Origin of the sequence: Hydrophilobacter chitinilyticus (assembly GCF_049860745.1) — a bacterium.
Taxonomy (GTDB): Bacteria; Pseudomonadota; Gammaproteobacteria; order Burkholderiales; family Burkholderiaceae_C; genus Rhodoferax_B.
Genome location: NZ_CP187561.1, coordinates 5,249,631 through 5,262,798, shown reverse-complemented (window position 1 = coordinate 5,262,798; position 13,168 = coordinate 5,249,631). Strand labels below are relative to the sequence as shown.

The 13,168-nt window shown below is 62.6% G+C and carries 8 protein-coding genes; 6 read left to right on the top strand and 2 right to left on the bottom strand.

The features are described 5' to 3' along the window. Positions 1 to 97: 97 nt before the first annotated feature. Positions 98 to 1,390, bottom strand: coding sequence for a glutamate-1-semialdehyde 2,1-aminomutase (hemL, locus tag ACPWMG_RS23545; protein ID WP_483301919.1), 1,293 nt, complete (start codon positions 1,388 to 1,390; stop codon positions 98 to 100). Positions 1,391 to 1,415: 25 nt separating this feature from the next. Then, a complete protein-coding gene (gene thiD, locus ACPWMG_RS23540) occupies positions 1,416 to 2,375 on the bottom strand; it encodes a bifunctional hydroxymethylpyrimidine kinase/phosphomethylpyrimidine kinase (RefSeq protein WP_483301918.1) in 960 nt (319 codons plus the stop codon). A 126-nt stretch (positions 2,376 to 2,501) separates the two neighbouring features. Here thiD and ACPWMG_RS23535 point away from each other — a divergent pair, with 126 nt between their 5' ends. From ACPWMG_RS23535 to ACPWMG_RS23510, 6 genes are read left to right on the top strand one after another with little or no spacing between them, the layout of a single operon-like run. Continuing rightward, on the top strand, positions 2,502 to 2,654 hold the full coding sequence (locus tag ACPWMG_RS23535; protein WP_422831114.1) for a rubredoxin: 153 nt from the start codon (positions 2,502 to 2,504) through the stop codon (positions 2,652 to 2,654). 58 nt (positions 2,655 to 2,712) lie between these two features. Then, entirely contained in the window at positions 2,713 to 3,111 is a 399-nt protein-coding gene (locus tag ACPWMG_RS23530; protein ID WP_483305323.1) for a response regulator, read from the top strand. After that, complete coding sequence (locus ACPWMG_RS23525) at positions 3,111 to 3,476, top strand: response regulator (RefSeq protein WP_483301917.1); 366 nt, start codon at positions 3,111 to 3,113, stop codon at positions 3,474 to 3,476. The genes ACPWMG_RS23530 and ACPWMG_RS23525 overlap by 1 nt, the downstream gene beginning before the upstream one ends. A 7-nt stretch (positions 3,477 to 3,483) precedes the next feature. Further along, the gene (locus ACPWMG_RS23520; RefSeq protein WP_483301916.1) at positions 3,484 to 4,017 is read left to right on the top strand and encodes a chemotaxis protein CheW; all 534 of its coding nucleotides are present in this window, start codon (positions 3,484 to 3,486) and stop codon (positions 4,015 to 4,017) included. A gap of 21 nt (positions 4,018 to 4,038) precedes the next feature. Beyond that, the gene (locus ACPWMG_RS23515; protein WP_483301915.1) at positions 4,039 to 6,342 is read left to right on the top strand and encodes a methyl-accepting chemotaxis protein; all 2,304 of its coding nucleotides are present in this window, start codon (positions 4,039 to 4,041) and stop codon (positions 6,340 to 6,342) included. A 35-nt stretch (positions 6,343 to 6,377) separates the two neighbouring features. Then, positions 6,378 to 12,884: a hybrid sensor histidine kinase/response regulator gene (locus ACPWMG_RS23510; RefSeq protein ID WP_483301914.1), complete on the top strand. Its 6,507-nt coding sequence runs from the start codon at positions 6,378 to 6,380 to the stop codon at positions 12,882 to 12,884. Positions 12,885 to 13,168 lie beyond the last annotated feature (284 nt).

Sequence of the window (13,168 nt, the reverse complement as noted above, 5' to 3'; positions counted from 1 at the left end):
AAATCCGCCCTCAAAGCGCCCGCGCGCGGCGAGCGAGCTTTGGAGGTGGATTGAGCATTCAATTGGCACTTTAGGCAATGCCGAAGAACGCAAGCAGCTATTCTTTTGGAAGCGTTTTGAATGCTGCGCGGGCAGCTTCAATGGTGGCGTCGATGTCGGCATCGGTGTGTGCCGCGCTTACAAAGCCCGCCTCGTACAGCGCCGGGGCAATGTAAACACCCTGATCCAGCAAACCATGGAACAGGTGGTTGAAGCGCGGGTTGCTGCTGCGCATCACCTGGCTGTAGTTGCTGGGCAATTCCGGCAGCAAGAAGAAGCCGAACATGCCCCCCTCGCTCTCGGTGCAAAACGGCACGCCTTCGGCATCGGCTGCCGCTTGCAGGCCTTGTACCAAACGCTGGGTTTTCGCGCCCAGGGCTTCGTAAAAACCAGGTTTGGCAATTTCGCGCAGCGTGGCCAGCCCGCAGGCCGTGGCCACAGGGTTGCCGGATAGCGTGCCGGCTTGGTACACCGGCCCCATCGGCGCCAGTTGTTCCATGATGGCGCGCGGGCCACCAAAAGCCGCCAGTGGCATGCCGCCACCAATCACTTTGCCCATCACGGTCAGGTCGGGGGTAATGCCCAACACACCTTGTGCGCCGCGCAGGCCCACGCGGAAACCGGTCATCACTTCGTCGAACACCAACAGCGCGCCATGTTGCGTGCACAGTTCGCGGCAGCGCTTGGCAAAGGCCGGCGTGGCACGCACGAAGTTCATGTTGCCGGCGATGGCTTCGATCATCAAACAGGCGATGTCGTGGCCGTGCAGCGCAAAGGCCTCTTCCAGTTGGGTGAGGTTGTTGTATTCGAGCACCAGCGTGTGCTGCACCACTTCAGGTGGTACGCCGGCCGAGGTGGGGTTGCCAAAGGTCGCCAGGCCGGAGCCGGCTTTGACCAGCAAGGCGTCGGCGTGGCCGTGGTAACAACCTTCAAACTTGATGATGTGTTTGCGGCCCGTGGCGCCGCGCGCCAGGCGCAGGGCGCTCATGGCGGCTTCGGTGCCGGAGCTGACCAGGCGCACCATTTCCATCGACGGCAGCAGCTGCAGGATTTGCTCGGCCAGCTCGACTTCGCGCTCGGTTGGCGCGCCGAACGAGAAACCGTCCAGCGCCGCCTTTTGCACCGCTTCCAGCACTGCAGGGTGGCCGTGGCCCAGGATCATCGGGCCCCAGGAGCCGATGTAGTCGATGTAACGCTTGTCGTCAGCGTCCCAGAAGTACGCGCCCTCTGCGCGGCGGATGAAGCGCGGCGTGCCGCCCACGGCCTTGAACGCACGCACGGGAGAGTTCACGCCACCGGGAATCACTTTTTGGGCGCGGGCGAAGAGTTCGGCGTTCAAGTCCTGGTGCATGTCTAGGTATATCTGAAGGTTCTAATTAGTGGCGTGTATTGCTCGGCGTGGCCTCAAGCGCGGCCAACGCCAGCTTGGTTTCGTCGTCCATCTCGTCGTCTTCGCCTTCTTCATCTTCATCGGGCTGCGCCCAGAACATGCGGTCGGGAATGACGTGGCCCATGCCGGGGCGAAACCCAGCGTCTAGGCAACGGTCGAGGTAGCTCAGGGCTTCGCGAGTGGCTTCGGCCAAGTCTGTGCCGCCTGCCAGCAAAGCGGCCAGGGCGGCTGAAAGGGTGTCGCCGGCGCCGGTGAACACGGCTTCAAAAAGCTCAAACTTGCTGCTGACCATCACCGCTTGCGGGCTGGCCAAAACGTTGTCGACATGTTGGTCGGGCAGGGGAATGCCGGTGACCAGGGTGTAGGCCACGCCCATTTCTGCGGCGACTTTGGCAATGTCGCGCGGCGTGGGATTGCGTTCGCCTTCCCAGTCGGGCAGCAGCCAGCGGCGCAGGGTACTGTGGTGTCCAACCAACACTGTGGTTTGCGGCAGCATCAGCTCGCGGAAGGCGTCTAAATACTCGTCGATCTTCGACTCGTCCCACCACGACAGGTTGGGCATGTAGGCCACCACCGGTACGTCGGCATAGTCGGCGGTGATCTCGGCGATGACGCTGATGTTTTCGGGGTCACCGACAAAGCCGACCTTGATCACCTGCACCGTCATGTCCTCCAAAACAGCGCGTGCTTGCTCGCTCACAGCCTCGTCGTCAAAGCCGAAATGCTCAAAGATTTCGCCAGTGTCGCGGGCATAAGCACCTGTTACAACTGGCAGGCAATGCGCGCCCACAGAGGCGATGGTGGTGACGTCTGCAGACAATCCGCCAGCGCCGCTGGGGTCGCTGGCGTTGAAGACCATGACACAGGCTGGGCTGCCCAGATCGTCGTCTTCTTCACCGTCTTCGAGGGTCAGGTCAGCGGGGGGGGCGGAGGGGGGTGTTGTCATGTGGCCGAGAGATTCTGGCTAGGTGGCGAACAAGCCTTTGGAAGGCACTGCTGCGTCGATACAATCGTTGCATTCTATTCGAAGGCCCCTTAAGCTGTGACTGATACAAAAGATACAAAAACTTGGATGTGCTTGATTTGCGGATGGATCTACGATGAAGCCACCGGCTCTCCAGAAGAAGGCATCGCACCTGGCACCGCCTGGGCCGATGTGCCGATGAACTGGACGTGTCCTGAATGCGGCGCACGCAAAGACGATTTCGAAATGGTGCAGATTTAGCCCGAAGCTGTAACAGCGGCAGGGCTGCGTGGAGCAAGGTCTTTCAGGAGCCGCTTTAGTGAGTACAACCGCATTGACCCTCAAGGTCCTGGTGGTGGATGACAGCAATACGATCCGCCGCAGCGCCGAGATTTTCCTCAAGCAGGGAGGTCATGAGGTGTTGTTGGCCGAAGATGGCTTTGATGCCCTCTCCAAAATCAACGACCACAGCCCGCAGCTGATTTTTTGCGACATCTTGATGCCCAAGCTGGACGGTTACCAGACCTGTGCCATCATCAAGCGCAACCCTCTTTTTGCGGCCATTCCGGTGGTCATGCTGTCCTCCAAGGACGGGGTGTTCGACAAGGCACGCGGCCGCATGGTGGGTTCGCAAGATTACCTGACCAAACCCTTTACCAAAGACCAGTTGCTGCAGGCGGTACAACAGTTCGGCGCCGCAGCGCAAGGAGTTGCTTGATGCCCATCCACCATGTTTTGATCGTGGACGACTCGAAGACCGAGCTGATGTACCTGACCGACCTGTTGCAGAAAAGCGGCATGGTGGTGCGCACGGCAGAGAATGCCGATGACGCTTTCAAAAGACTGGCCGAGCAAAAACCCGATCTGATCCTGATGGACGTGGTGATGCCCGGGCAGAACGGCTTTCAGCTCACCCGCTCCATCAGCCGTAACCCTGAGTATGCCGACGTGCCCATCATCATGTGCACCAGCAAAAACCAGGAAACCGACCGCGTATGGGGCCTGCGCCAAGGCGCCCGCGACTACATCACCAAACCAGTGGATGCCGCCGAGCTGAAGGCCAAGATCAGCGCTTTGGGTTAACCCAGAAATGGCGAATCGAGCAGCCCTAAGAGAACTCCACACCCGCCTCGCAGCACGACTGCAGAACGCCCGCGCGCAAGGCCAGGCCATGCAGTGGCTGGCGGTTGAAATTGGCGCGGGCCGTTTTTTGGTGCCTTTGGCCCAATCGGGCGAAATTTTTCCGTGGACATCGGTGCAAACCACGCCCTATACGCAGGACTGGTTCCTCGGTGTGTCGAACCTGCGTGGCAGCTTGTGCGGCGTGGCCGACATGGCTGCTTTCATGGGCTTGGCTGCACCCGCTGGTGCCTTTGAGCGAGACCGCTCCGAATGCAGTTTGCTGACCTTCAACACCAGTCTTGAATTGAACTGCGCCATTCTGGTGGACCGCCTGGCGGGACTGCGTGGCCCTGAAGCGTTCACCGAGTCTCAGGTGGTGGCCGTCGACAGTTCCAAACCGTACCTTGGATTGCAGCATACCGATACCGCTGGCCAGCCGTGGCAAGAGCTGAACCTGCTAACCCTTTCCCAATTTCCCCCTTTTCTGAGCATCAGTGCTTAGGCACGTCCATAAGGCTGCACCATGTCCGTCGTTGTCAAGCTGACACAGCTATTCGAGAAGAAGCAGGCCGAGTCCGAATTCGCCCCCAGCATGGGTATTTCTGAAGCCCCTGATACGCCTTTGGGTTCACGTGCCGCGCCAGATTCGGTGCAGGGCCGGGGTTCATTGCAGGGGCCACTGTCGTTGTCGGCAGAGCCGGGTGGTAAAGGGCAGGACTTTGCGGAAAGCCGTTTCGTGGATGCGGCTGGGTTGGATCACGTCGACGAGCCCGTCACGCTGCCCGTGTTGGGCCGTCGCGCACCTGGCCAACACCAGCGCATTTTGGGTGCCGTGCTGGCGCTGGCGCTGCTGGCTCTGATTGGCTTGACCGTGTTTGCACTGAACCAGGCCGACAAAACCGCGCAGCAACTGGCGGCTACCGGCCAGGCGCTGATGCAGTCGCAGCGGCTGGCCAAGTCGGTTTCGCAGGCGTTGGTGGGGACGCCAGCGGCGTTCCCGGACGTGGCCGACAGCGTGGGCGTGTTGAACCAGGCGGTTGACGGCTTGGCCAATGGCGACGACAAGCTCAGCGCGCTGCGAGGCGATGCGCGCACTGAACTGGAAGCCATTCAACCGTTGACCGCGCGCGCCGGTAAAAACGCCGCCACCGTGATGGCCCAGCAAAAAATCCTGACCCAGGTGGGCACGTCGCTGCAAGGCATCAACCGGCAGTCGCTGGAGATGCTCGACCTGGCGGAGAGCGTCTCGGCCACCAAGCTGCAGCAAAACGCGCCGGCCATCGAAATTTCGGCCGCTGGTCAGTTGGTGATGTTGACCCAGCGTATTGCCAAGTCGGCGAATGAATTCCAGACGCTGGATGGTGGTAGCCCCGAGGCCGTGTTCCTTCTGGGCAAGGACTTGAGTGCTTTCCGTGAAATCACCCGTGGCCTGCTCGACGGCAGCGCTGACTTGCGCTTGAGCTCGGCCAAGGATGCGGGCATGCGCGAACAACTCAACGCGCTGTTGAAGGCCTATGAACAAATGCGTACCGACGCGGGCGCGATTCTGGGCAACCTGCAAGGTCTGGTCGCAGCGCGCGAGGCGCAGTCTTCCATCATTGCCGAGAGCGAACCGCTGCGCCGCCAGCTTGAAGTGCTGCAAGGCCTGCTGTCTTCGCAAAGCGGCATCGGTGCCGGCTTGATCTTGGGCATGGTGGCGTCGGCTTTGCTGGTGTTGGCCAGCGGTGCCGGATTGGCCTTGGTGCAACTGCGCAGTAGCCAACAACGCCAATCGGTCGCAGAAGGTCAGCGCCAGCAAGCCGAGTCCGCGCAGTTGGAAGCCAAGCGCGTGAACGATGCCAACCAGGCGGCGATTTTGCGTTTGATGAACGAACTGCAGCAGGTGGCCGAGGGCGACTTGACGCAAGAAGCCACGGTGACCGAAGACATCACCGGCGCCATTGCCGACTCGGTGAACTACACCGTGGAAGAACTGCGCGCCCTGGTGGGCAGTGTGCAAAACACGGCCAGCCGCGTGGCGCAAACCACGGCGCAGGTGGACAACACCTCCACCGAACTGCTGGCCGCATCGACCGAGCAACTGCGCGAAATTCGCGAAACCGGCCGCTCGGTGCTCGACATGGCCTCACGCATCAATGAGGTGTCCACGCAGGCGCAAGAATCGGCCTCGGTGGCGCGCCAATCTCTGCAAGCGGCAGACTCCGGTTTACAAGCCGTACAAAACGCTATCGGCGGTATGAATGCCATCCGCGACCAGATCCAGGACACCTCCAAACGCATCAAGCGCCTGGGTGAATCGTCGCAAGAGATTGGCGAAATCACCGAACTGATTTCCGACATTACCGAGCAAACCAACGTGCTGGCGCTGAACGCCGCCATCCAGGCTGCATCTGCTGGTGAAGCTGGTCGCGGCTTCTCGGTGGTGGCCGAAGAAGTGCAGCGCCTGGCCGAACGTTCAGCCGACGCCACGCGCCAAATTGCCGCGCTAGTGAAGGGCATTCAAACCGACACCCAAGACGCCGTGGCCGCCATGGACCGCTCCACACAAGGTGTGGTGGCAGGGGCACAACTGTCTGATACGGCTGGTACCGCGCTGACCGAGATTGACCACGTGTCGCGCCGTCTGGCCGAACTGATCGAACAAATTTCGTCCATCACCTCGCGTGAAGCCGAGAAGGCCAACATCGTGGCCAACAACATCCAGCACATTTTTGCCGTGACCGAGCAAACCGGGGAAGGCACACGTTCCACTGCGCAGCAGGTGCGCGAGTTGTCGCACATGGCCGAAGAACTGCGCCAGTCTGTCGCCCGATTCAAGATCAGCTGACCCCACTCTTTCAAGAGTCCGCAATGGATCAACTTATGCACGCAGCCACGACCACCGGGGCCCACGCGTCCGATCAAGACCTGGGGCCTCTGGCCTGGGTCTTGGACGAATTGCGCAAGACGCTGGACAACGCGGTCAAAGCGCTGCGTCGCCACGTCCGCGAAGTGGAAAGTGGTCAGGCCGATGCCACCGCCATTGCCAATGGCACACACCTGCAATTGGCCCGCCAGCAATTGCACATGGCCGTGGGCGCCTTGTCGATGGTCGGCATGCGCGAGCCCGCCCAGATGCTCGGCGCCATGGAGGATGCGGCGCAAAAGTTTGTGCAGCAGCCCGAGCTGTGCACTGAGCCGGCCGTCTCCACTGTAGAGGCCGCAAGCTTCGCGTTGATCGATTACCTTGAAGGCGTGCTGGCTGGCAAGCCGGTCTCGGCCGTGGGCTTGTTTCCGCAGTACCGCGACGTACGTGTGCTCGCCGGTGGGGGCCAGGCGCATCCGGCCGATCTGTGGTCGGTATCAAGCAAAGCTGCAGCCGTGGGGGGTGTGGCCGTGGTGCCACCGTTGGCTTATGCGCCCGAAGTGCGTTCGCAGTTTGACCAAGGCGTGCTGAAGATCGTCAAGACTGGCGACCCGGTGTCGGCCAAGCACCTGGCGCAGTTGAGCTTGGGCTTGGCGTCGGCGCAAACAGCCGCGCCTGTGCGCGCTTTCTGGATGCTGGCCACGGCGTACTTTGAAGCGCTGGGTGAAGGCCTGATCGCTGCCGACCTGTACGCCAAACGCATCGCCTCGCGCGTGCTGACGCAATACGCGGGCTTGGCGAAAGGCGACACCAACCTCACACCGCGTCTGGTGCAGGACATGTTGTTCTACGCGGCCCAGGCCGTGCCGACGGAAACATCTGACACCCCGACCCTGGCCGCCGTGCGCAAGGCCTACAGCCTGCACCGCCATGTGCCCACCAACTACGAAGAGCAACGCTTCGGCCGGTTTGACCCGGCCCTGGTGGCGCAGGCCCGCAAGCGCCTGGCCGCAGCGGCTGAGACCTGGTCTGCGCTGGCTGGTGGCGACCTGCACCGCCTGAAAACCGCACACGACCAATTTGCCCAGGTGGGCGAGTCGCTCACCAAACTGCACCCCGAAAGTGCCGAGCTGGCGCATGCGTTGAACCAAGCCGTCAACGCCACCGCTCGGTCCAACGCGGCCCCACCCGCAGCCTTGGGCATGGAAGTGGCCACCTCGGTGCTGTACCTTGAGGCCGCTTACGAAGAACTGGACCAAGCCAGCGCCCACATGGCCGAGCGCGCCAGCCTGTTGGCTGGCCGCCTGGAACGCGTGTTGCGCGGCGGCCAGCCCGAGCCGCTGGATGCGTGGATGGAAGAGCTCTACCACCGCGTCAGCGACCGCCAAACCATGGGCAGCGTGGTCGATGAACTGCGCAGCTCGCTGGGCGATGTAGAGCAGGCGCTCGACCAGTTCTTCCGCGCACCGCGTGAGAAGGTGCCACTGGGCCGCGTGTCGGCACAGATGTCGCAAATGCGTGGTGTGTTGTCGGTGCTGGGCCTGAGCGAAGCCTCGTTGGCCATGGCGCGCATGCGTGAAACGGTTGATCGCTTCATGTTCGACGACGCGCAAGACGACGCGCAGCGCGCGGCCACCTTCGACAAGCTGGGCAACAGCCTGGGGGCCATGGGCTTCCTGATCGACATGCTGGGCTACCAGCCAGCGCTGGCGCGCAAGCTGTTTGTCTATGACGAAACGGCAGGCGAGTTCAAGCTGCTCATGGGGCGCAATGCGGCGCATGCCGATGCCGAGCAACTGGTGGAAGACCTGGGCGAAACCTTGGGTGGTGCCGAGCCTGCTGCTGTGCAAGCCGAGGCGGTGGATCAACAGGCCGCGTTGGCGCCGGTGGAAGATTTTGCAGATACCGTGCCGCCAACGGCTGAACCCTCGGTCGAGTCCACGCGTGAACCCACTGCAGAGCCCGCTCCTGAGCCTGCTCCCGAGCCCGCGCTGGACCTCGGCGCTGAACTCTTGCCCGAGCCGCTGGCGGAACTGCCTGTGGCCGGCAAACTTGCCTCTGAACCCGTACCCGAAGTTGCTGCCGACCTCGTGGCCGAGCTTGAGACGGAGACCGAGGCTGCAGCCGACGACTTGGCCCTCAGCCTAGACGAGTTGCTGGCGCAGCCGCCAGAACAGGCTTTGCCAGCAGAGGCTGAAGCGCCCGCGGTGGAGCCCGAACCCGCGCTTGCTTCGCCATCGGTGGAGGCTCCGGTTATGGCTGCGAGCCCTGCACCCCAGGTGGACGACGAAGACGACGACGCCGAGCTGCGTGACATCTTCATCGAAGAAGCCCGCGAAGTGCTGGAGACCGGCCTGGGTGCCGTGGCCAATCTGCGCGAGACGCCTGCCAACGTGGCCGAACAAACCGTGTTGCGCCGCGCGTTCCACACGCTCAAGGGCAGCTCGCGCATGGTGGGCTTGAGCGAGTTTGGTGAAGCCGGCTGGGCGATGGAACAGTTGCTCAACAGCTGGCTGGCCAGCCCCAGCCCGGCGAGCGAAGATTTGCTGTCGCTGTGCGAAGACGCGTTGCGCGGCTTTGGCATGTGGGTCGAAGATCTGGCCATCGGCGCGGGTGAGGATTGGCGCGCTGCGCCTTTCCGCACGGCTGCCGATGCCTTGCGCCTCGACGGCCGTCGCGAACCGTTGCGCATTCCGCAAGCCGCAGGCGCTGCCGGCCCGGCACCGATGCCCGTGGCTGAGCCAGTGGCCGAAGCCGCAGCCGAGGACTTGGCAACGGTGACCGATCTGCCCGATGCAGTAGACGCCGCCGAGATGGTCGAAGCATCTGCAGAGACTGTGGATGCTGCCGACGGATTCGACTGGGGTGATGTGGAAGAGGTGGAGCCTGCGCCTGAAATCCCCGAGCTACCGGTGGAAGCAGACGCGGCCGCGCTGGATGTTTTGTCTGAGGCCGAGTTGCAGACCGCGTTTGCGGATACCGATCTGCCGCTGGAAGCCATCGAAATAAAAGTGCCGGAGGACGTGGAAACCGAGCCGCTTGTCGGCAAGCTGGAAGCCGAAGCCGAAGCCGAAGCCGAAGCCGAAGCCGAAGCCGAAGCCGAAGCCGAAGCGGAGATCACTTCCGAATCTGAAGATTCTGCTGAAGAGTTGCCCGCTGCCGAGGCTGAGGTCGAGCCGGTGCTGGAGACTCAGGCCCCCATCGAGTTGGTGGAGGACTCGGCGGTGTCTGCACCAGAAGCTGAGTTGGCGGAACCCGATGCAGCAGAAGAAGACGCAGAAGACGCTTCTGTCGCTGAGACAGCCCCCATTGAAGAGGCAACGGCAGAAAAGTTGGTGGCCGAACCAGAAGAAACCACCAGCGTTCACGCCTTGTCAGCGGTTGAGCCCGAGGCCGAGTCGGAGCCCGAGGGTAACGATGCCATCAAGGCCATTGGCCCGTTGCGCATCGGCATTCCGCTCTACAACGTGTTCCTCAATGAGGCTGACGAGTGGTCACGTCGCTTGCAGACTTCGCTCAACGAGTGGGCGCTGGAGCTGGACCAGCCGCTGTCGGATACGGCGGTGGCATTGGCGCATTCGTTGGCTGGTAGTTCGGCCACTGTGGGTTTTCAAGCGCTGTCGCATTTGGCGCGTGCACTCGAAGATGCGCTGTTGCACGTGCAGATGGATGGTGCAGGTACCAAGCACCAGGCGCTGGTGTTCAACGAGGCCGCCGAAGACATTCGCCGCCTGCTGCACCAGTTTGCCGCCGGTTTCCTGAAAGAGGCGAACCCAGCGGTGGTCGAGGCCTTGCGTGAGTTGCTGGCGCAGGGACCTGTGTCGGTGCAAGATTTGGTGCCGGACGACGAAGCCGTTGTGGCTGAAGCAACTGAAGCAATAGAGGCGGCCGAGGCTGTTGAAGATCAAGCCGAGACGGAGTTGAAGACTGCGCTTGAACCCGCCGAGGCGGACGACGTGGCAGAGCAGGCGGAAGAGCCAAAAGCGGACGAAGCGCTCGCGGATGCGGAAGACAAAGAAGGCACCGAAGACACGGCAGAGGCCGCGCATGCGGAAGAGTCCGAAGCGACCGATGCAGCCGACGCCGCTGCTGAAACCGTTGCCGAACCACAGACATTGGCGCCGGTTTTTGAGATGCCCGTGGTGCCGCGTCTGGGCCAGGCTGCCGAAGTGCGCGCTGCTGCTGCGGCCGATGGTTTTGGCGACGACATCGACGCGGTCGACGTGATTGACGCCGACCTGTTCCCCATCTTCGAAGAAGAAGCTGCCGAGCTGCTGCCCCAGTTGGGTTCGGCGCTGCGCCAGTGGCGCGCGCACCCCGACAACGGTGGCGCACGCAGCGAAGTGCTGCGCGCCCTGCACACGCTCAAGGGCAGTGCCCGCTTGGCCGGCGCTCTGCGCTTGGGCGAGTTGGCGCACCGCCTGGAAACCGTCATCGAATACATGGGCGCCGACGGCGAGCCGACGGCTGCCACCATTGAGCCGCTGCTGGCTCATTTCGATGTGCTGCAAGGCAATATGGATGCGCTGCGCACCGGCCACCTGCAAAGTGTGGGCGGCGCCGACGTGCTGCCCATCAACGCCTCGATTGAAATTCGTGGCGCCGAAGATCTGGAGACGGCTGCACCCCTGCCAGCGCCGTTGCCGCAGGTGGCGCGCCAACTGGCCGGGCAATCGGTGCGGGTGCGCTCGCAGTTGCTCGACCGCATGGTCAACCAGGCAGGCGAAGTCATCATCACCCGCACGCGACTCGATGCACGTTTGGGCCAGATGCGCGGCTCGCTCAACGACTTGACGGGCAACCTGGAGCGTCTGCGCCAACAACTGCGCGAGATTGAACTGCAGGCCGAATCGCAAATGCAGTCGCGCCTGGCACTGGCGAAAGACTCCGAAAAAGCATACGACCCGCTAGAGTTCGACCGCTTCACACGCGTGCAGGAACTCACGCGCATGATGGCCGAGTCGGTGAACGATGTGGCCACCGTGCAGCGCAACCTGCAACGCACCATTGAAGGCGCGGAAGACGATCTGGCCGCACAAGCGCGCCAAGCGCGTGAATTGCAGCGCGACCTGCTGCGCACCCGCATGGTGGAATTTGAAGGCATTGCCGAACGCCTGTACGCCGTGGTGCGTCAGGGCAGCAAAGACACCGGCAAACAGGTCAAGCTCGACATCACCGGCGGCGCCATTGAAATGGACCGGGGCGTGCTCGACCGCATGGCGCCCGCGTTCGAGCACTTGCTGCGCAACGCCATGGCCCACGGCATTGAAGCCCCCGAGGTGCGCCAAGCCGCTGGCAAGCCTGCGGCCGGCACCATTCATATCGGCTTGCACCATGAAGGCAACGACATCTCGGTGACGGTGGGTGACGACGGTGCGGGGCTCAACCTCGACCGCATCCGCCAACGCGCCGAAGCGCAAGGCCTGGTCACGCCCGGCCAAACCTTAGAGTCCGGCGCTGTGGCCGACCTGGTGTTCTTGCCCGGTTTCTCTACCGCCAATCAGGTGTCTGAAATTTCCGGGCGTGGCATTGGCATGGACGTGGTACGTGCCGAGGTGCAGGCCCTGGGTGGCCGCATTGAAACCACGACCGAGGCGGGCAAAGGCACGCAATTCAAGATGGTGCTGCCACTCACCACGGCGGTCACGCAGGTGGTGATGTTGCGTGTAGGTGGCTTGTCGATCGGTGTACCCGCCAACCTGGTGGAGACCGTGCGTCGCACGCCGCAAGCGGAGCTGGCGCAAGCCTATGCCCAGGAAGCACTGGAATATGCAGGTGACCAGGTGCCGCTGTACTGGGGTGGCAGCCTGCTGCAAACCTCGGCACGCAGCACAGAAGACGCGGGCAAACACAGCCCTGTGGTCGTGCTGCGCAGCGCGGCGCAACGTATCGCGTTGCACGTGGATGAAGTCTTGGGCAACCAGGAAGTCGTGGTGAAAAACCTCGGGCCACAACTGTCGCGTTTGCCAGGGCTGTCAGGCATGTCGGTACTGGCCTCTGGCGCCGTGGTGCTGATCTACAACCCGGTGGCCTTGGCCACGGTGTACGGCCCGCGAGCGCGTTTGTGGCAGGCGGTGCAGCAATCAGGTGCCGAGCAACCGGTGGTACCGCAAGGTTTGGGCGTTGGTGCCGATGTGCCGCTCGTGCTGGTGGTCGATGACTCGATCACCGTGCGCCGCGTTACGCAGCGCTTGTTGAAACGCGAAGGTTATCGCGTGGCCTTGGCGAGTGATGGTGTGCAGGCACTGGAGCGTCTGCGCGAAGAGCGGCCGGCGCTGGTGCTGTCCGACATTGAAATGCCGCGCATGGACGGGTTTGATTTGGCGCAGCACATCCGTGGGGATGCTGCGCTGAAGGACTTGCCTATCGTGATGATTTCTTCGCGTACCGCCGACAAGCACCGCGAGCATGCGCGCGCGTTGGGGGTGAACCACTATCTGGGTAAGCCTTATCCTGAAGAGGCGCTGTTGGAGTTGGTGCGGCAGTATGCGGCGCAGGCTGCATTGGCGGCTACTGAGCGGTAGAGGTGTTCATTGGCGCTGTCGGCCGGGTCTCGCCTCGGCGGGCGACTAACTTCTTTTGCTTCGCCAAAAGAAGTCAGCAAGAAAAGGCGACCCCACTATCTGCGTCCCTTCGCAGGGCGAAGGGCAACCTGCGCTGAGCGGCTTTGGCGGGGTTTCGCTGGAACTCGCCTTTCGGTTCAAACAGCCAGCGAAACTGATCCCGCCAAAACCGCCCAGCGCAGGCGCAGCTACAAGGGGATTGGGGGCCAAAATACCAACCGCCTCGCTGCGCATTGCGGGTGTTT